This is a genomic window from Bradyrhizobium sp. S3.2.6, from assembly GCF_040546885.1.
GTDB classification, from domain to species: Bacteria; Pseudomonadota; Alphaproteobacteria; order Rhizobiales; family Xanthobacteraceae; genus Bradyrhizobium; species Bradyrhizobium cytisi.
Genome location: NZ_JBEPOS010000003.1, coordinates 340245 through 358519, shown reverse-complemented (window position 1 = coordinate 358519; position 18275 = coordinate 340245). Strand labels below are relative to the sequence as shown.

General features: G+C 63.7%; 19 protein-coding genes. 7 read left to right on the top strand and 12 right to left on the bottom strand.

Annotation, left to right across the window (positions count from 1 at the left end; genetic code table 11):
- Positions 1-9: 9 nt before the first annotated feature.
- From ABID58_RS09485 to ABID58_RS09445, 9 genes are all read right to left on the bottom strand, one after another.
- Positions 10-987: a type II secretion system F family protein gene (locus ABID58_RS09485; protein ID WP_148755285.1), complete on the bottom strand. Its 978-nt coding sequence runs from the start codon at positions 985-987 to the stop codon at positions 10-12.
- A 16-nt stretch (positions 988-1003) separates the two neighbouring features.
- Positions 1004-2467, bottom strand: coding sequence for a TadA family conjugal transfer-associated ATPase (locus tag ABID58_RS09480; RefSeq protein ID WP_148755284.1), 1464 nt, complete (start codon positions 2465-2467; stop codon positions 1004-1006).
- A 20-nt stretch (positions 2468-2487) separates the two neighbouring features.
- Positions 2488-3753, bottom strand: coding sequence for a CpaE/TadZ family protein (locus ABID58_RS09475; RefSeq protein WP_148755283.1), 1266 nt, complete (start codon positions 3751-3753; stop codon positions 2488-2490).
- Positions 3750-4484 carry a CpaD family pilus assembly protein gene (locus ABID58_RS09470; protein ID WP_354032423.1) on the bottom strand — a complete coding sequence of 245 codons (735 nt, stop codon included), beginning with the start codon at positions 4482-4484 and terminating at the stop codon, positions 3750-3752. The genes ABID58_RS09475 and ABID58_RS09470 overlap by 4 nt, the downstream gene beginning before the upstream one ends.
- A gap of 20 nt (positions 4485-4504) precedes the next feature.
- Positions 4505-5980 carry a type II and III secretion system protein family protein gene (locus ABID58_RS09465; RefSeq protein ID WP_354032422.1) on the bottom strand — a complete coding sequence of 492 codons (1476 nt, stop codon included), beginning with the start codon at positions 5978-5980 and terminating at the stop codon, positions 4505-4507.
- A gap of 11 nt (positions 5981-5991) precedes the next feature.
- The gene (gene cpaB, locus ABID58_RS09460) at positions 5992-6789 is read right to left on the bottom strand and encodes a Flp pilus assembly protein CpaB (RefSeq protein ID WP_187435325.1); all 798 of its coding nucleotides are present in this window, start codon (positions 6787-6789) and stop codon (positions 5992-5994) included.
- Positions 6790-6916: 127 nt separating this feature from the next.
- A complete protein-coding gene (locus tag ABID58_RS09455) occupies positions 6917-7441 on the bottom strand; it encodes an A24 family peptidase (RefSeq protein ID WP_354032421.1) in 525 nt (174 codons plus the stop codon).
- Positions 7442-7566: 125 nt separating this feature from the next.
- Complete coding sequence (locus tag ABID58_RS09450; RefSeq protein ID WP_354032564.1) at positions 7567-7707, bottom strand: hypothetical protein; 141 nt, start codon at positions 7705-7707, stop codon at positions 7567-7569.
- A 76-nt stretch (positions 7708-7783) separates the two neighbouring features.
- Complete coding sequence (locus ABID58_RS09445) at positions 7784-7948, bottom strand: Flp family type IVb pilin (protein ID WP_008131913.1); 165 nt, start codon at positions 7946-7948, stop codon at positions 7784-7786.
- A gap of 256 nt (positions 7949-8204) precedes the next feature.
- Here ABID58_RS09445 and ABID58_RS09440 point away from each other — a divergent pair, with 256 nt between their 5' ends.
- The 3 genes from ABID58_RS09440 to ABID58_RS09430 all read left to right on the top strand — a co-directional run bounded on the left by ABID58_RS09440 (position 8205) and on the right by ABID58_RS09430 (position 10385).
- Entirely contained in the window at positions 8205-9032 is an 828-nt protein-coding gene (locus tag ABID58_RS09440; RefSeq protein WP_354032558.1) for a sterol desaturase family protein, read from the top strand.
- A gap of 159 nt (positions 9033-9191) precedes the next feature.
- Positions 9192-9689 (top strand): pilus assembly protein N-terminal domain-containing protein, encoded by a 498-nt coding sequence (locus ABID58_RS09435; protein ID WP_354032420.1) that lies wholly within the window; start codon positions 9192-9194, stop codon positions 9687-9689.
- 207 nt (positions 9690-9896) lie between these two features.
- Positions 9897-10385 (top strand): pilus assembly protein, encoded by a 489-nt coding sequence (locus ABID58_RS09430; protein ID WP_354032419.1) that lies wholly within the window; start codon positions 9897-9899, stop codon positions 10383-10385.
- Positions 10386-10477: 92 nt separating this feature from the next.
- On the opposite strand, the gene ABID58_RS09425 is transcribed toward ABID58_RS09430, so the two are convergent.
- The 3 genes from ABID58_RS09425 to ABID58_RS09415 all read right to left on the bottom strand — a co-directional run bounded on the left by ABID58_RS09425 (position 10478) and on the right by ABID58_RS09415 (position 12822).
- A complete protein-coding gene (locus ABID58_RS09425; protein ID WP_148755276.1) occupies positions 10478-10690 on the bottom strand; it encodes a cold-shock protein in 213 nt (70 codons plus the stop codon).
- Positions 10691-10957: 267 nt separating this feature from the next.
- A complete protein-coding gene (gene infA, locus ABID58_RS09420; RefSeq protein ID WP_148755275.1) occupies positions 10958-11245 on the bottom strand; it encodes a translation initiation factor IF-1 in 288 nt (95 codons plus the stop codon).
- 23 nt (positions 11246-11268) lie between these two features.
- The gene (locus ABID58_RS09415; RefSeq protein ID WP_354032418.1) at positions 11269-12822 is read right to left on the bottom strand and encodes a DEAD/DEAH box helicase; all 1554 of its coding nucleotides are present in this window, start codon (positions 12820-12822) and stop codon (positions 11269-11271) included.
- A gap of 503 nt (positions 12823-13325) precedes the next feature.
- On the opposite strand from ABID58_RS09415, the gene urtA reads away from it, so the two are divergent.
- The 4 genes from urtA to urtD all read left to right on the top strand — a co-directional run bounded on the left by urtA (position 13326) and on the right by urtD (position 18274).
- A complete protein-coding gene (gene urtA / locus ABID58_RS09410) occupies positions 13326-14648 on the top strand; it encodes an urea ABC transporter substrate-binding protein (protein ID WP_148755273.1) in 1323 nt (440 codons plus the stop codon).
- Between the two features lie 82 nt (positions 14649-14730).
- Entirely contained in the window at positions 14731-16341 is a 1611-nt protein-coding gene (urtB, locus tag ABID58_RS09405; protein ID WP_354032417.1) for an urea ABC transporter permease subunit UrtB, read from the top strand.
- Complete coding sequence (urtC, locus tag ABID58_RS09400) at positions 16338-17516, top strand: urea ABC transporter permease subunit UrtC (protein WP_354032416.1); 1179 nt, start codon at positions 16338-16340, stop codon at positions 17514-17516. Before urtB ends, urtC begins: the two co-directional genes overlap by 4 nt.
- Complete coding sequence (gene urtD / locus ABID58_RS09395) at positions 17513-18274, top strand: urea ABC transporter ATP-binding protein UrtD (RefSeq protein ID WP_354032415.1); 762 nt, start codon at positions 17513-17515, stop codon at positions 18272-18274. Before urtC ends, urtD begins: the two co-directional genes overlap by 4 nt.
- The last annotated feature ends 1 nt before the right edge of the window (position 18275 follow it).

Sequence of the window (18275 nt, the reverse complement as noted above, 5' to 3'; positions counted from 1 at the left end):
ACGGCACCATCAGAAATCGAAGTTGATCATCTTCTTCATCACCATGATGCCAATCGACATCCAGACGACGCAGCCGACCAGCATGAGCTGGCCGGTGGGATGGGTCCACAGCAGCGAGATGTAGCCGGGCGTGGAGAGATAGACGAGGAGCATCACGATCGGCGGCAACGAGCCGATGATTCCGGCCGAGGCCTTGGCCTCCATCGACATCGCCTGGATCTTTTCCTTCATCTTCTTGCGGTCGCGCAGCACCTTGGAGAGGTTGCCCAGCGCTTCGGAGAGATTGCCGCCCGACTTCTGCTGGATCGAGATGACGATGCCGAAGAAATTGGCTTCCGGCAGCGGCATGCGGTCGTAAAGGCGCGAGCAGGCTTCGCCGAGCGGCATGCCGATCGCCTGCGTCTCGATGATGGCCAGGAACTCGCTGCGCAGCGGCTCCGGCGCGTCGGCCGCCACGACCTTGATGGATTCGAACAGCGGCAGACCCGCCTTGATGCCGCGGACGATGACGTCGACGGCATCGGGCAGCGCCTTCAGGAACTGGTTTTCGCGGCGCTTCTTCAGGAAGCCCAGCGCCCAGCGCGGCAGGCCGAAGCCGCCGGCAAAGGCAAGACCGACTGCGCCGATCAGGCCGCCGCCACCGAACAGCGCGCCGAAGAAAAACACGCCCGCCACGACGGCGGATGCGATCCAGAATTTCTTCGGCGTCCAGTCGAGCCCCGCCTGCGACAGGCGGATGTGGAGCGGGACGCTCTTCTCCTGTGCCCGCCTCGCCTCGAGATCCTTGAGCGAAGTCTCGACTTGCTCGCGGCGCGAGCGCTGGCTCTTTTCAGCCTGCTTGGCCGCGGGCACGTCGGCGCGCCCGATCGAGGCCCGGCGGCTCTCGGCCTTCCGTTCGCCTGACAGCAGCGGATAGAGGAAGACCCAGGCGATGCCGCCGACCGCGGCGGTGGCGAGAAAGGCGAGGGCGAGGACTTGCATGTTCATGGCTGCGTTGACCCGCTCACGTCGTTGGCGCCGATTCCGCGGCGTCTAGGGCAGCGGCAAGGCGTTTCTCTTCGCCGTAATAGCGGGCGCGTTCCCAGAATTTCGGGCGGCCGATGCCGGTCGAGCGGTGCTTGCCGATGATCTTGCCGTTGGCGTCCTCGCCGACCAGGTCGTAGAGGAAGATGTCCTGCGTAATGATGGTATCGCCTTCCATGCCCATCACCTCGGTGATGTGGGTGATGCGGCGCGAACCGTCGCGCAGGCGCGCGGCCTGGACGATGACGTCGATCGAGGCGCAGATCATCTCGCGAATGGTGCGCGAGGGCAGAGAGAAGCCGCCCATCGTGATCATGGATTCGCAGCGTGACAGCGCTTCGCGCGGATTGTTGGCGTGCAGCGTTCCCATCGAGCCGTCATGGCCGGTGTTCATGGCCTGGAGAAGGTCGAAGGCCTCCGGGCCGCGGACTTCGCCGACGATGATGCGTTCAGGACGCATACGCAGACAGTTGCGCACCAGCTCGCGCATGGTGACCTGGCCTTCGCCCTCGATGTTGGGCGGCCGGGTTTCGAGCCGCACCACGTGGGGCTGCTGGAGCTGAAGTTCGGCGGCGTCTTCGCAAGTGATGACGCGCTCGTCGTGCTCGATGTAGTTGGTCAGACAGTTGAGCAGCGTGGTCTTGCCCGAGCCGGTACCGCCGGAGATCAGCACGTTGCAGCGGACACGTCCGATGATCTGGAGGATTTCCGCGCCTTCCGGCGAGATCGCGCCGAACTTGACCAGCTGATCCAGCGTCAGCTTGTCCTTTTTGAACTTACGAATGGTGAGCGCGGGGCCGTCGATCGCGAGTGGCGGCACGATGGCGTTGACGCGGGAGCCGTCGGCGAGGCGCGCGTCGCAGATCGGCGAGGATTCATCGACGCGCCGTCCGACCTGGCTGACGATGCGTTGGCAGATATTGAGGAGTTGCTGGTTGTCGCGGAAGCGGATGCCGGTTTTCTGGATCTTGCCGCTGACTTCGATGAAGACCGTGCCGGCCCCGTTCACCATGATGTCGGCGATGTCGTCGCGCGCCAGAAGCGGCTCGAGCGGACCATAGCCGAGCACGTCGTTGCAGATATCATCGAGCAGCTCTTCCTGCTCGGCGATCGACATCACGATGTTCTTGATCGCGATAATCTCGTTGACGATGTCGCGGATTTCCTCGCGCGCGGACTCGGAATCGAGCTTGGCGAGCTGAGCGAGGTCGATGGCCTCGATCAACGCGCCGAAGATGGTCGCCTTGACCTCGTAATAATTGTCCGAGCGGCGGCTCTCCATGGCCGGCGCAGGCCGGGAAGGGGCGAGCGGCGGGGAGGCGACGGCCGGCGGGGGCGGCGCGCGCGACACCGTCGGCGCCGGAGCCGAGGCAGGCTCTGGCGACACGGCGCCGGGCTTGGGAGCCCGAAGGTCGGTGTCTGTTCCGCTACGCTTACCGAACACTTAACAACTCCATGGGGCGCCTATTTTCGCCGCAACTTCTCAATCAGCGGTGAAAGCAAGGACGACTTTTGTTTCTTCGTCTCGCTGCGGCCGGTCAGGCGCTGGGCGATCTGGAGGAACATCTCGATCGACTTGTGGTTGGCGGAGATCTCCGCGATCATCTGGCCGTTGTTGGCGGCCGCCCCGAAGATCTGAGGCTCGAACGGGATCGAGACGACCGGCTGGCTCTCGATCGCCTTGGCGAATTCGCCCGCCGCGATCTCCGGCCGCTTGGGAATGCCGACCTGGTTCAGGCAGTATAGCGGCGGGCGGTCGTTGGGGCGCGCGGCCTTCAGCAGATCGAACAGGTTTTTGGCGTTGCGCAGGTTGGCGAGGTCCGGCGCCGCCACGATCAGGATGTCGTCGGCGCCGATCAAAGCGCGCTTGGTCCAGCCCGACCATTGATGCGGGATGTCGAGCACGATGCAGGGCATGGTCGCGCGCAGCGTGTCGAACACCGCGTCGAAGGCGTCGGTGCCGAAATCATAGACCCGGTCGAGCGTCGCCGGCGCCGCCAGCAGGCTGAGGTGGTCGGTGCATTTCGACAGCAGGCGGTCGATGAAGGCCGTGTCGACGCGATCGGGCGAGAACACGGCATCCGCGATGCCCTGCGGCGGGTCCTGGTTGTAGTCGAGCCCGGCGGTGCCGAAGGCGAGGTCGAGATCGGCGACCACGGCGTCCATCGCGAGATCCCGCGCGATTGCCCAGGCGACGTTGTGGGAGATGGTGGAGGCGCCGACGCCGCCCTTGGCGCCGACCACGGCAATGATGCGGCCGACCGCCTTGGCTTCCGGCGCCGAGAACAAGTTGCAGATCGAGCGGACGACGTCGATCGCACTAACCGGCGCGAGCACGTAGTCGCTGACTCCGCGGCGCACCAGCTCGCGATAGAGCATGACGTCGTTGATGCGGCCGATCACGACCACCCGGGTACCGGCGTCGCAGACGGTGGCCAGCTGGTCGAGCCCGGCCAGCAAATCGTTGCGGGCGTCGCTCTCGAGCACGATCACGTTCGGCGTTGGTGCGGAGCGATAGGCTTCGATCGCAGCCGCCATGCCGCCCATCTGGATCTTCAGATGGGCCTTGCCGAGACGGCGATCCTCGCCCGCCGATTGCACGGCTGCAGCAGTCTCCACGGTTTCGCAGAAGGCCTGGACCGAGACGCGCGGCGCGGGCGCAATATGCTCCTCGAACGGCGCAGGGGTCTCCGGCTGCTCTTCTTGAGTCTGGCGCGCGTAGTTGATCATTTGCCGGTGTCGCTGAGTTTGGCCTTATCAGCCTCGGGATAGGCAACCGCCGTCGGAGTTCCCTTGCGATACTTCTCGAAGGCGGCAGTGCGGCGCGCCGTGTAGGCCGGAGTTTCGGACCGCGGCTGCTCGAGGTCCGATGGATTGTCGACCATGGCCGCAATGTTGCGCTGATAGGCGCAGCCGTAATTGTAGTAGTCCTTGTTCTCGAACCAGCTCTTGTTCTTCATCGAGGGGCCGAGATCCTCCGGCCACAGGCCGCAGGGGCCCGCGACCGCGGCGATCTTGGAATAGGTCAGCCGGATGGGCGGCAGGAAGCGCTTGTCTTCCGGCTGGTAGGGACGGGCGATGATGCCGCGCGGGGGAACGCCCGCCGCTGCCAGCATCGCCTGAATCTCGCGCATCGATTCCGCCACCGGGCGCGCATTCGGCGTTCCGGACGGCACATCGATGTGGATGGCGCCGGTGCCCTCGTGCATCCAGGTCGAGGCCAGGCCCATCACGTCGGCGCGCTGGGCTGCGGTCAGGCCGCCGCGGGCGTGACCGACGAACACGACGATCGAACGGTTCTGTTCCTCGATCGCGATCGGATGACGCTGCTTGTAATCGTCGGGAATGGAAGCAGTGGCCGCCTCGTCATGTTGGCAGCCGCCGAGCGCGAGCGCGATAGCGACAAGCGCGCCACCGAGGCCGGCGGCGCGGTAGCGGGTCTGGGGTCGTGTTGTGATCATACTATATCCCCGTTCCGCCATCAGTCCGTGATGAAGCCGTAGGTGCCGCGGTAGTTCTTTGCCGGCTCGGTCCGGCCCGGCACGCCATAGATGCGGTTGATGTTGCCGATCAGTTCAGCCTGCGGATCCGCGGGCGCCGCGAAGCCGTCATCCGGCCGCGACAGGTCCTTTGGCGCCGCCGCGCGGACGACATAGGGCGTCACGATCACGACCAGCTCGGTCGTGTTGTTGACGAAGTCGCGGCTGCGGAACAGGGTGCCGAGGATCGGGAGCTGCATCAGCCCCGGCAATCCGCTGATCGCCTGCTTGGTCTGCTGCTGGATCAGGCCGGCCATCGCCATCGCGCCGCCGGAGGGAATTTCCAGCGAGGTCTCGGCACGGCGGGTCTTGATCGACGGCACCGTCAGCGAGTTGACCGAAGTCGAGGTCACGGCCTGCGACAGCGTGATCGCATTTTCATTCGACAGTTCCGAGACCTCGGTCATCACGTGCAGGCTGATCTTGCCCTCGGTCAGCACAATGGGGGTGAAGTTGAGCGAGATGCCGAACTTCTTGAAGCTGATCTGGGTGGTGCAGACATGCGTGGTGGGGTCGCAGGCATAACCAGCCGGCACCGGGAATTCGCCGCCGGCGATGAAGGTCGCCGATTCACCCGAGATAGCGGTCAGGTTCGGCTCGGCCAGCGTCCGGATCACGCCTGCGGTTTCCATCGCGCGCAGGGTTGCCTGCACCGACGGTGTCGCGCCGAACTTGGTGGTCAGAGCGTTGCCGTCTACGAGATTCTTGCCAAGCGCCGTGAACGGGTTGGAGTTGCTGAAGCTCACCACCGAGGTGCCGTAGTTCAGGTTCGCCGTGAGGTCGATGCCGAGTTGCTTGATGACGGTGCGCGCGACTTCCGCGACGGTCACCTTCAGCATCACCTGGTCGCGGCCGCGGACCACGATCGAATTCACCACCTTCTCGGGGCCGCCGGCAAGGCGTGCGGCGAGATCGTTGGCCTGCTGCGCTTCGAGTGGGTTGGCCGCAGTCCCGGTCAGGACGACGCCGTCGCCGAGACCGTCGATCTGGATGTCGGAATTGGGCAGGATCTGCTTCAGCGCCGCGCGCACGCCGTTGAGGTCGCGCTTGACCGCGATGTCATAGGCGGCGATCTGCTGGCCGGCGGAATCGAAGAACACGATGTTGGTCTGGCCGACCGAGGCGCCGATGATATAGGCGCGCTGGGACGAGCGGACCACCGCGTTGGCGATCTTGGGATCGGCAACCAGCACATCCTTGATGTCTCGCGGCAGGTCGATCACGATCGACTTGCCGATGCCGAGCGAGAGGAAGCGCGCATTCATCTGGCCGTCGGCTGCAACCGGCGCCGCGGGACGGTAATCTGCGGCGATTACGGGCGTCAACGCGGGGTTGAGCGTCAGCGCGAGAGCGGCCGAGAACGACAGGGCGCGAACCATCGAGGTCCGCATCGTCGCCAGATCTGCCCTGCATCTCATATCGACTGTCCTCATCGTGCCTTCGCCGCCTGGCTTGGAATGCCGTAGCGGATGATCGAAACGCCATCGCGCTTCTGCGCGGATTCATCGAGCGTGATCTCGCTCATCTTGACGTCGGCAATGCTGCGCAGCGCCAGCGACAGCGTTCCAGCCTGGCGGGACGAGGAAAGCTGCTGGGTTTGTGCGGAATTGAGTTCCAGCGTCACGGTCTTGCCGACCACCGCGTTCTGGCCGTCCTTCTCCTTCGGCGCCTGGTCGATGGCGAGCACGCGGACATTGACCAGAATGACCTCGGACGTGACGACATCCTGGGCGCCGGAGCTCTGGTCCGGGTTCTTGAGGCGGCGCGTCAGCAGCACATCGACGCGATCGTTCGGCAGGATGAAGCCGCCCGCGCCGGTCTCCGGCGAGATTTCGGTGGAGATGGCGCGCATGCCGCTCGGCAGGATCGCAGCCATGAAGCCGGACCCATCGGCCTTGACCAGCTTCTGGTCGCGGATCGGCTCACCCTGGATGAAGGGGGCGCGCGCAATCGAGCCGGTGACCTGGGTCGCGCCGTCGGGGCGCTCGCTGCGGCGGATGAAGGCGGCGCTGGCTGTCGCGGTCGGCCAGGTCTGCCACTGCACGTCGTCTGGCTTCACGGTCTGCCCGAGGCCGATGTCGTTCTTGGCGACCAGGACGTCGGTGGTGGGAAGCTGCGCGACCGGAGCCGCTGGAGGCGGCGCAGAGTCCGAGCCGCTCGCCAGATACGCGGCGATGCCGCCGGCGCAGATGGCGACCGTCAGGACGACTATGCGTGCCCTATTCATACGCTTCACTTTCCACAGTACGCCGCGACGCTGCCGCCGCCGTAATCGGCAGTTGACCAGCTATTCGTCAAAGCATGGTTAATGAGGCGTATCTAAATCGCCTTAACGCCGGCTGTATCCTGGGCGTTCAGCGCAGTGCGAGGTGAGCGAGGTCGATCGCTTTCACCCATTCGGTCTCGGGGTAGACCATCAGTGCGCCAAGTGCGAGCGCGATGCCGTAGGGAATGCCGGTCTGCTTGTCGTGGAGCCGCGCCAGCCAGGCCTGGCCGGCAAGCCCGTAAGGCAACGGCCATTGCCGGAGCTGCAGCAGGAGCAGGGTCAGCGCGCCGCCGAACAGCGAGGCGTAGAGCAGGAAGTCCATCAATTGGGCGAAGCCGAACCAGAGCGCCACGGTAGCTGCGACCTTGGCGTCGCCGCCGCCCATCCAGCCCATCGCAAAGCAAGTGAACGCCGCGACGAGGAGCAGCGCGCCGGCGCCGACATGGCTCAGCATCTCGTAAGGTGCCATGCCACCGGCAAAGGCGAGCACGAAGAATCCTGCCACCAGCGCCAGCGAGACGCGGTTCGAGATCGTCATGGTGAAGAGATCGCTGGCGGCTGCGAACGCCATCAAGGCCGGGAAGAGCATAAGGCGCGCGAGGTCGAGGATCATGGGCTGCGTCTTGAGGCCTGGGTCCGTCGCCCGGATCGGGGCGTCGGCGCATGCTAGGGGGCAGTGCTAAACAAACCGACAACGATCGCAGCAGCTTCGGGGCCGGTCATCCGGCGCCAAAAGGCTCACCACATGCTGGCGATGCGCATCGCGAGCGTGACCATGGCGAGCAGCAGCGCAAGGCAGACCCAATATGCCGAGGCGTCGCCTCGCGCCGTGTCCGCCTCGTTCGCCGCAACCGCGGCATCGGTTCTGTGCTTACGCAACGCCACTGGAACTCGCACTGTCCGAAAAACAAAGGCCCCGGAGGTCCGGGGCTTTTGCCATCGTCTGCCGGTCGGCTTACTTCAGCGAGGAGCTGATCGAGCCGAACTTGGCGTTCAGCGTGGTGCCGAGGTTGTTGACGACGGTGATGATGGCCAGCGCGATGCCGGCGGCGATCAGACCGTATTCGATGGCGGTGGCGCCGGATTCATCCTTCGCGAAACGCGCAATCAGGTTCTTCATGAACTAAACTCCATCTGGTGAGGTCGCCTCGATCGGCGCTGTCTTGACGCGACGAGAATGTGAGCCGAGCTCTTTCGGTAGAGTTAATTCGATCGGTCAAACCCGTGCCTCACGCGGTGCTTTTGGCCAGAGTGAATTTCGCCTTAAGGCGGCGGTTGCAATTCGTTCCGGTTCCGAACGCGCCATCAACTTCATTCTCCCTTAAATTTCGCGGAGTAGGCCTAAGAGAGGTCAGCGGACTGGAGCAGAAGCGATGATGTCGAGCCTACCCATGCAAGTCGCCCTGATGCTCGGCGAGACCATCGAGAAGGTGATCCCGGTCACTCTCATGCTCGCGGTGGTTTTCACCGTGCTTGAATATTTCTGGGCCTGCAATGCGGGTCCGTCGTGGTGGCGCAAGCGCGAGATCGTGACGGACATCTGCTACTGGTTCTTCGTTCCGGTGTTCGCCCGCACCATGCGGATCGGACTCCTGATCGTCACCGCCGGCGTCGTCTTCAACATCCACGACGCCGACGAGCTGATCGCCTTCTACGACAACGGCCACGGCCCGCTGTCGCAGTTGCCGCTCTGGGTGCAGGGCGTGCTGTTCCTGGTCCTGGCCGACTTCATGCTGTACTGGCTGCACCGGCTGTTTCACGGCGGCGGGTTCTGGAAATATCATGCGATCCATCACTCCTCCGAGGAGATCAGCTGGATCTCGGCGGCCCGCTTCCACCCGGTCAATCTGATGCTCGGCACCATCGGCGTCGACGTCGTGCTGCTGATGGCCGGCATTTCGCCAAACGTGATGATCTGGGTCGGCCCGTTCACGACCTTCCATTCGGCCTTCGTGCACGCCAATCTGAACTGGAGCTTCGGACCATTCAGATATGTGCTGGCGACGCCGGTATTCCACCGCTGGCACCACACCTCGCTCGAGGAGGGCGGCGACACCAATTTTGCGGGCACCTTCCCGATCTGGGACGTGCTGTTCGGGACCTTCCGCATGCCGAAGGGCGAGCTGCCGCAGGATTACGGCAAGGATGAAGCGACGATGCCGAAGGAAATCGGCGGCCAGCTTGCTTATCCGTTCCGCCAATAGGATTGCGTCCGGCGCCGGGGCGACAGAAACGCCAGTCCATTCAAACAATACCTGCCGAGTTTGCGGAACGTTCACGAATTACAGGCAGGTTAACCGGGTCGGGCGCCGGCTCCGCTTTTTGATCGATTCTGCCGGTTTGTGACGTCCCAGGGTAAGAGTATGCGTAAAGAGTTCCTGCGCCGTCATGCGCGCATCTGTCTTCTGGCTGCGGTTGCCGTGCTGGCTTCGCCGGCCGTTGGCCTTGCCGAGCCCACCGCCGATACTATCGCGGTCAATGTCGACCAGGCCAAGCTCGTTCGGCTGCCCGGCAGGGTGGCAACGATCGTGGTCGGGAATCCCCTGATCGCCGACGTGACGCTGCAGCCCGGCGGGATGATCGTCGTGACCGGCAAGGGTTACGGCGCCACCAACTTTATCGCGCTCGACCGCGGCGGCGAGATTCTGGTCGATCGGCAGATCCAGGTCGAAGGCCCGAGCGACCGGCTCGTGACTGTCTATCGAGGGATCGAGCGGGAGTCCTATAGCTGCCTGCCGATCTGCCAGCGCCGCGTCACGCTCGGCGACAGCGACAATTACTTCAGCACCACGATGAATCAGGCCGGGACGCTGAGCAGCAGTGCCAGCGGCAACGGCGCCGCGGCTGCCAAGACCAACTAGCGAGATCAGCCGAGGGGCCGACGGGCGGGACCATCCGGTCCCGCGCAACGCTGTTGCGTGCGGCAGGCTTTCTGTTCTCCCCGCGTCCGCGGGGCCGCCCGATCTTAACGACTCGGTCCGGCCGGTGCGGATTGTCTGAAACACTTAAACAATCAGTTTCCGGTACCGATCGGGGCAGAGATCGCTGCCGCTGGGGAATTTCACGCGATGTCATCGCCTGCGGTGGCGGTCGACCGCAAGGTGACGTTGATTGCGCGGACTCTGTCCGATTTGACGTCGCAGTCCTCCGGGACGGTGACCGACTCCAACCTCCAGAACACGTTCACGGCGAGCATGTCGATCATCACGCCGTACGACAATACGCTCGTGAACGGCACGATTGCTCAGATCTATATCGACGCAAACAGCATCGCCAAGACTCAATGGAGCAAGTCCGCCGTCATTGCGAGCGGTGCGACGCAGGCCAGTCTGACAGCTCCGCCGCCGACACTGGCGGCCAATACCACGGTCACATCGATGATTCCGTCGACGCTCCTGATTCCGTCGACCTATCTCATCTTCAGCCAGGTGAGCTACATCTACACGGCTCCCGTCAAATACGTCCTGAAGTCGGGCGTCACGCTGAGCGATGTCTCCTATACGCGGCCGCGGCAAGTCACCTGCGTTGCCTATGGTGGCGTTCCGACGTCGTGCTGAGCCGGATGGCCGGCGAGATCGTCGATAGCGCATAAAAAAGGCCGTGCATCCCGCACGGCCTTTTTCGCTATTCGGTGCGCTTGCGCTGGAGGTCAGCCTGCGTCGCGAAGGTTGTCGGCAGCCGACTTGCCGGACCGGCGATCGGCGACGATCTCGTAGGAGATCTTCTGGCCTTCGCGCAACGAGCCGAGGCCGGCGCGCTCGACGGCGCTGATGTGGACAAACACGTCCTGTCCGCCTTCGTCGGGCTGAATGAAGCCGAAGCCCTTGGTTGCGTTAAACCACTTCACGGTTCCCATGCTCACGGGGTAGTTCCTTCTCAGATACACAATGTAAGAGCCCGCTTGCGCAGGCAGGTTAGATCGAATTTCTGGAAGGGTCGTCAGCGTGTCTGAACCGGCTGTACCGGTGGATGCCAATGTCGTCCGGCCGAAAATCGATTAACGGATTTTATTGGAAATAAGGCGCCAAAACAATCCTGACGCGCACGATTTTTTGATCCGCCGCAATGTGAGCGGCGGATCAGCATACAGGTCAGAATTTTACTTCCGCACTGGCGTGCCTGAAGCGGATCAGCGGCGGCGGAACTGGCCGCCGCGCTGTCCGGGACGCGGAGGTCCACCCGCCCCACTGGGACGTTCGTCCTTGTGACGGAAAATCAGCCGGCCCTTTTCGAGGTCATAGGGCGACATCTCCACCGTCACGCGGTCTCCCGCCAGCGTCTTGATGCGGTTCTTCTTCATCTTGCCGGCGGTGTAGGCAACGATCTCGTGCCCGGCGTCGAGCTGCACGCGATAGCGCGCGTCGGGGAGGATTTCGGTGACCAGTCCTTCGAACTGGATCAGCTCTTCCTTAGCCATGAATTTCTCCAGGTCGTGGACGGCTAGTGCGAATAGGGTTTGCGGGTCGGTTGGCCCATCGGCCGACTGTCGCGGCGCAAAAAGGCCACGCCTTGTATCCCATCAGGCTTGCCGGCGCTATGCGAAGAACGCTGCTCCGGTCGGTCGTTTGACGAAGAATGCGGCTTGCCACCGGCCGGGCGACGGCGAGCACCCTTCGAGACCTTCTGGCCGCCACCAGGCCGTCCGTCAACATGCCTGCTATCACCATGCCGACCTTCGCCGGGCCTTCCGTCGCCCTGCTTGCCGGCGTTATGCCGTCCTTCAGTACGCCTCTCATCAGCGCGGCGTCCGTCACCTTGCCTTGCGCCTTGCGGGCGCTGGCCCGGGCGGCCCGGCCGGCCCTGCCGTTGCTGTGACGGAGGCGGGCCTGCATCGTTGCGGCCGGCGTCCGTGCGGTTATCTTCCCGCGGCAGCGCCACCTTGATCAGCCGCTCGATGTCGCGGAGATAGCCGAGCTCCTCGCCGCCGGCGACCAGCGAGATCGCGGTGCCCTCGGCGCCCGCGCGCGCGGTGCGGCCGATGCGGTGGACATAGGTCTCCGGTACATTCGGGATGTCGAAATTGATGACGTGAGTGATGCCGTCGACATCGATGCCGCGGGCGGCAATGTCGGTGGCGACCAGGGTGCGGATTTCGCCCGAGCGGAACTGCGCCAGCGTCCGCTCGCGATGGTTCTGCGACTTGTTGCCGTGGATGGCGCTGGCGGCAATGCCGGCCCTCTCGAGCGTCTTCACAACCTTGTCGGCGCCGTGCTTGGTACGGGTGAAAACCAGCGCGCGGTTGACCGGCTCATTCTTCAGGAGCTTGGTCAGGACGGCGGGCTTGGCCGAAAAGTCGACCTGGATGATGCGCTGGTTGATCCGCTCCGCCGTCGAAGACACCGGGGTGACGGCAACGCGGGCGGGGTCCCGCAGCATCGCGTCGGCGAGCTCGGCGATGTCCTTCGGCATGGTGGCCGAGAAGAACAGCGTCTGCCGCTTGATCGGCAGCTTCGCGACGATCTTGCGGATGTCGTTGATGAAGCCCATGTCGAGCATGCGGTCGGCCTCGTCGAGCACGAGGAATTCGACGCTGCCAAGCTTCAGCCCGTTGCTCTGCACGAGGTCGAGCAGGCGGCCGGGGGTGGCGACCAGAACCTCGACGCCCTGCATCAAGGAGCGGACCTGACGGCCCATCGGCACGCCGCCGATGGCGAGCGTCGAGGACAGGCGGATGTGGCGGCCATAGGCGTTGAAGCTATCGAGGATCTGTCCCGAAAGCTCGCGGGTGGGCGACAGCACCAGCACGCGCGCCGTCTTGGGCTGCGGCTTGATGCGGTTCTCGAGCAGGCGGTGCAGGATCGGCAGCGCAAAAGCGGCGGTCTTGCCGGTGCCGGTCTGGGCGATGCCGACGACGTCGCGGCCGGTCAGCGCCGTGGGGATGGTCTGGGCCTGGATGGGGGTGGGGGTGACGTAATTCTCTTCGGCGAGCGCACGTGCGATGGGTTCGGCGAGGCCGAAGTCCTGAAAGGAAGTCAAAAGAGGGGCTCTTTTCATGTCAAAAGCGGGCGCCCGGCCTAATCAGCGGGGCACGCGCAAAGGGGTGTCGAGAAGACACCTGCGTGTTTGGGGTGTCGGATGGCTTGGGAGATATGGGGCAAGCCAGACGCCCGTAGAGGGCTTAAGAACACGCGGCTCGCAACGACCGCTCGATTCGCAAGCGATCTCCACCTCATATGGAACATCGACGGGGCGGTTTCAAGGCAGACGTTCACCTGACGTCGATTGCAGTGCAAAAATAGTTATGCCGGAATTTTAGCCATCTGCGGAATTTTGCTTAAAAAATAAACCGACTGCCGCATAAGCATACATTTACGTCGCCAAAACTTTAGGCAGATGCACTACGGCGAAAGTTTGATTGCGACGAAATTGTCTAGACTGACCAAACACTTGGCAAGTGCCCACCCCATGGCATGGTTCTTGCGATTCCGTTAATCGCAGGCGGCCGTGGGGCCGTTTCGCAGCGTTTTTCACGTCTGCGTCAGGGAGATGATACATCCATGCCTACCAAACCCATTCACGATATAGCGGCGTCATTTAGCCGCCGCGGCGTTCTCGCCGCGACCGCCGGACTGATGCTCGGTCTGGCGTCCATTTCCGGTGCCAAGGCCGCGGACGACACCATCAAGGTCGGCGTCCTGCACTCCCTCTCCGGCACCATGGCCATCAGCGAAACCACGCTGAAGGACACCATCCTTTTCCTGATCGACGAGCAGAACAAGAAGGGCGGCGTGCTCGGCAAGAAGCTCGAGGCCGTCGTCGTCGACCCCGCCTCGAACTGGCCGCTGTTCGCCGAAAAGGCGCGCGAGCTGATCACCAAGGATAAGGTCTCGGTCGTGTTCGGCTGCTGGACCTCGGTGTCGCGCAAGTCGGTGCTGCCGGTGTTCAAGGAGCTCAACAACATCCTGTTCTACCCCGTGCAGTACGAGGGCGAAGAGTCCGAGCGTAACGTGTTCTACACCGGTGCGGCGCCGAACCAGCAGGCGATCCCGGCCGTCGACTATCTGATGAAGGACGAGAAGGTGAAGCGCTGGGTGCTCGCGGGCACCGACTACGTCTATCCGCGCACCACCAACAAGATCCTGGAAGCCTACCTGAAGTCCAAGGGTGTCGCCCAGGAAGACATCATGATCAACTACACGCCGTTCGGTCACTCCGACTGGCAGACGATCGTGGCCGACATCAAGAAGTTCGGTTCGGCCGGCAAGAAGACGGCGGTGGTCTCGACCATCAACGGCGACGCCAACGTCCCCTTCTACAAGGAGCTCGGCAACCAGGGCGTCAAGGCGAAGGACATCCCGGTGGTCGCGTTCTCGGTGGGTGAGGAAGAGCTCGCCGGCATCGATACCAAGCCGCTGGTCGGCCATCTCGCCGCCTGGAACTACTTCGAGTCGATCAAGACTCCGGCGAACGAGAAGTTCATCAAGGACTGGCAGGCTTACACCAAGAACCCGAAGCGCACGACCAACGATCCGATGGAAGCCCACGTGATCGGCTTCAACATGTGGATCAAGGCGGTCGAGAAGGTGAAGTCGACCGATCCGGACAAGGTGATCGATGCGCTTCCAGGCATCGAGGCGGCGAACCTGACCGGCGGCACCTCGAAGATGCTGCCGAACCACCACATCACCAAGCCGGTGTTCATCGGCGAGATCAAGGGCAACGGCCAGTTCGACGTGGTCTGGAAGACCCCGGGTCTCGTCGCGGGCGACGCCTGGTCGAAGGAGCTCGACGGCTCCAAGGACCTGATCGGCGACTGGGTCGGCAAGAAGTGCGGCAACTTCAACACCAAGACCAACAAGTGCCTCGGTTCCGGCTCCTGATCCGGATCTGACGTTCGACTGCACAATGGGAGAAGACGGCTATTCTGCCGCCTTCTCCCCACTTCTGCCGGGGTGATCCACAGTGCCAACCGATTTATCCGCTCGTCTCTGCACCTTTCTCCTCTCGCTGTTCCTGATCGCGTTCGCACTGCCGGCCTTTGCCGGTCCGTTCGAGGATGCGGTCGCAAAATTCGCCAACGACGATTATTCCGATACGGACGAAGCGATCGGTGTGGTCGCAAGCAGCGGCAACAAGCTTGCCTTTCCCATCATCAGCGCGCTCCAGGACGGCCGTCTCATGGCTGACCCGGACAGCAAGAAGGTTTACGTCACCGGCACCGACGGCAAGTCGATTGACGCCGCGACCGGCGAGCCCGTGGCCAGCGTGCCCGATAGCGCAAGCGCCGTCCGCCTCAATAACCGCCTGCGCCGCAGCGTCGATGCTGCGCTCGGCAGCCTGACGCTGCAGTCGCCCGATCTCGGCGCGCGGCTCCAGGCCGCGCAATCCGTCTACAAATCGCATGAGGAGACGGCGCTCGATCCTGTCGAAGGCGCGCTCGCCAAGGAAACCAACAGATCGGTCAAGACCGCGCTCGGTGAAGCACGCGCGGCGATCCTGCTGTTCAAGTCCGACGCCACCGAAGTGCAGAAGCTCGAGGCCGTCGCCACTATCAAGGCGCGCGGTGATCAGGAAGCGCTGGCGCTGCTGTCCGACATCGGCACCGACCAGCCGGCCTCCGTCGCGAAGGCTGCGGCGAGCGCCATCGGCTCGATCCAGAGCTCGCTCGCGGTCTGGTCCACGGTGCAGAATGCCTGGTACGGGCTGTCGCTCGGTTCGGTGCTGCTGCTCGCCGCGATCGGGCTCGCCATCACCTTCGGCGTGATGGGCGTCATCAACATGGCCCATGGCGAGATGGTGATGATCGGGGCCTACACCACTTTCGTGGTGCAGGAGGTGATCCGCACCCGCTATCCCGCGCTGTTTGACTATTCGCTGCTGATCGCCGTGCCGCTCGCCTTCCTCGTTGCCGGCGCCATCGGCGTGGTGATCGAGCGCAGCATCATCCGCTTCCTCTATGGCCGGCCGCTAGAAACGTTGCTTGCGACCTGGGGCCTGTCGCTGGTTCTGCAGCAGGCAGTGCGCACCATGTTCGGCCCTACCAACCGCGAGGTCGGCAACCCCTCCTGGATGAGCGGCGCGTTCGATCTCGGCCAGATCACCATCACCTATAACCGGCTCTGGATCCTCGTCTTCACGCTGGCCGTGTTCATGATCCTGCTCGCGATGCTGCGTTACACCGCACTTGGCCTCGAGATGCGCGCGGTGACGCAGAACCGCCGCATGGCGGCTTCGATGGGCATCGCCACCTCGCGTGTCGACGCGCTGACCTTCGGGCTCGGCTCGGGCATTGCCGGCATCGCCGGCGTGGCACTGTCGCAGATCGATAATGTCAGCCCCAATCTTGGCCAGAGCTACATCATCGACAGCTTTATGGTCGTGGTGTTCGGCGGGGTCGGCAATCTCTGGGGCACGCTGGTCGGCGCCTTCACGCTCGGCATCGCCAACAAGTTCCTGGAGCCGGTCGCGGGCGCCGTGCTTGGCAAGATCGCGATCCTGGTTCTGATCATCCTGTTCATTCAAAAGCGGCCGCGCGGCCTGTTCGCGCTCAAGGGCCGTGCGGTGGAAGCATGACCTCTCACATGCTGACGCGATCACTGGACCGCGGCGCGGCGATCTTTCTCGCCGTCGTCGCCGCTTGCGGCATCCTCATCCCGCTCTCCAACCTGCTGCTGCCGGCGGGCTCGTTCCTGCAGGTGCCGACCTATCTGGTCGCGCTCTGGGGCAAATATGTCTGCTACGCTATCCTCGCGCTGTCGATCGACCTGATCTGGGGCTATTGCGGCATCCTCTCGCTCGGCCACGGCGCCTTCTTCGCGCTCGGCGGCTACGCCATGGGCATGTACCTGATGCGGCAGATCGGCACCCGCGGCGTCTACGGCAATCCGATCCTGCCTGATTTCATGGTGTTCCTGAACTATTCGAAACTGCCGTGGTACTGGCACGGCTTCGACATGTTCTGGTTCGCGGCGCTGATGGTGCTGTTCGTGCCGGGCCTGCTCGCCTTCTGCTTCGGCTGGCTCGCCTTCCGCTCCCGCGTCACCGGCGTGTATCTGTCGATCATCACGCAGGCCATGACCTATGCGCTGCTGCTCGCCTTCTTCCGCAACGATTTCGGCTTCGGCGGCAACAACGGCATGACCGATTTCAAGGATATCCTCGGCTTCAACGTGCAGGCCGAAGGCACCCGCGGCGCCCTCTTCATGCTGAGCTGCCTCGGCCTGATCGTCAGCTTCCTGATCTGCCGCGCGGTCGTGTCCTCCAAGCTCGGTAAGGTCCTGATTGCGATCCGCGATGCGGAATCGCGCAGCCGCTTCCTTGGCTACCGGGTCGAATCCTACAAGCTGTTCGTGTTCACGCTGTCGGCCTGCATGGCCGGCGTCGCCGGCGCGCTTTATGTGCCGCAGGTCGGCATCATCAACCCAAGCGAATTCGCACCGGGCAATTCGATCGAGGCGGTGATCTGGGTCGCGGTCGGCGGCCGCGGCACGCTGGTCGGCGCCGCGCTCGGCGCCATCGTTGTCAACTATGCCAAGACCTTCTTCACCTCCGGCGTGCTGGCACCCTACTGGCTGTTCATGCTGGGTGCGCTGTTCATCCTGGTGACGCTGCTGCTGCCGAAGGGCATCGTCGGCACCTTCAATGCATGGCGGGAAGCGTCGAAAGAGAGGCGCCCGGCTGCGGCCACCGCAAGTGCTGCGGCCGAGGACGGCGTCACCGAACCGACGATGGCGGAGAAGCGGTCATGAACGTCATGGATACCCGCGCGACCTCCGCGATGCTCTATCTCGACGGCGTGCACGTCTCGTTCGACGGCTTCCACGCCATCAACAACCTGTCGCTGACGCTCGCGCCCGGCGAGATGCGCGCCATCATCGGTCCGAACGGCGCCGGCAAGACCACCATGATGGACATCATCACCGGCAAGACCAAGCCTGACGAGGGTACCGTGCTGTTCGACGGCGTCACCGACCTGACGCGGCTGGACGAAACCCGCATCGCCGAGCTCGGCATCGGCCGCAAGTTCCAGAAGCCAACGGTGTTCGAAAGCCAGACCGTGCAGGACAATCTCCTGGTGGCGCTCAATGTCGATCACAGTGTCAAAGGCACGCTGTTCTGGCGCGGCAGCAGGGCGGAGTCGGAGCGTATCGACAAGGTGCTGGAGACGATCCGTCTCACCGACGCCCGCAACCGCCTCGCCGGCAGCCTCAGCCACGGCCAGAAGCAATGGCTCGAGATCGGCATGCTGCTGGCGCAGGACCCTAAGCTGCTCCTCGTCGACGAGCCCGTCGCTGGGATGACCGACGTCGAGACGCATCTCACCGCCGAGCTGCTGAAAGAGATCAACAAGACCCACACCGTTATGGTGGTCGAGCACGACATGACGTTCGTGCGCGAGCTCGGGGTCAAGGTCACCTGCCTGCATGAAGGTACGGTGCTCGCTGAAGGAACCATCGACCAGGTCTCGTCGAACGAGCGGGTCATCGAAGTCTATCTGGGACGCTGAG

Coding starts and splice junctions, on each gene's coding strand:
- ABID58_RS09485 (WP_148755285.1), bottom strand. CDS start 987: ATGAACATGCAAGTCCTCGCCCTCGCCTTTCTCGCCACCGCCGCGGTC.
- ABID58_RS09475 (WP_148755283.1), bottom strand. CDS start 3,753: ATGATCAACTACGCGCGCCAGACTCAAGAAGAGCAGCCGGAGACCCCT.
- ABID58_RS09470 (WP_354032423.1), bottom strand. CDS start 4,484: ATGATCACAACACGACCCCAGACCCGCTACCGCGCCGCCGGCCTCGGT.
- ABID58_RS09465 (WP_354032422.1), bottom strand. CDS start 5,980: ATGAGATGCAGGGCAGATCTGGCGACGATGCGGACCTCGATGGTTCGC.
- cpaB (WP_187435325.1), bottom strand. CDS start 6,789: ATGAATAGGGCACGCATAGTCGTCCTGACGGTCGCCATCTGCGCCGGC.
- ABID58_RS09455 (WP_354032421.1), bottom strand. CDS start 7,441: ATGATCCTCGACCTCGCGCGCCTTATGCTCTTCCCGGCCTTGATGGCG.
- ABID58_RS09445 (WP_008131913.1), bottom strand. CDS start 7,948: ATGAAGAACCTGATTGCGCGTTTCGCGAAGGATGAATCCGGCGCCACC.
- ABID58_RS09440 (WP_354032558.1), top strand. CDS start 8,205: ATGTCGAGCCTACCCATGCAAGTCGCCCTGATGCTCGGCGAGACCATC.
- ABID58_RS09435 (WP_354032420.1), top strand. CDS start 9,192: ATGCGTAAAGAGTTCCTGCGCCGTCATGCGCGCATCTGTCTTCTGGCT.
- ABID58_RS09430 (WP_354032419.1), top strand. CDS start 9,897: ATGTCATCGCCTGCGGTGGCGGTCGACCGCAAGGTGACGTTGATTGCG.
- infA (WP_148755275.1), bottom strand. CDS start 11,245: ATGGCTAAGGAAGAGCTGATCCAGTTCGAAGGACTGGTCACCGAAATC.
- ABID58_RS09415 (WP_354032418.1), bottom strand. CDS start 12,822: ATGAAAAGAGCCCCTCTTTTGACTTCCTTTCAGGACTTCGGCCTCGCC.
- urtA (WP_148755273.1), top strand. CDS start 13,326: ATGCCTACCAAACCCATTCACGATATAGCGGCGTCATTTAGCCGCCGC.
- urtC (WP_354032416.1), top strand. CDS start 16,338: ATGACCTCTCACATGCTGACGCGATCACTGGACCGCGGCGCGGCGATC.
- urtD (WP_354032415.1), top strand. CDS start 17,513: ATGAACGTCATGGATACCCGCGCGACCTCCGCGATGCTCTATCTCGAC.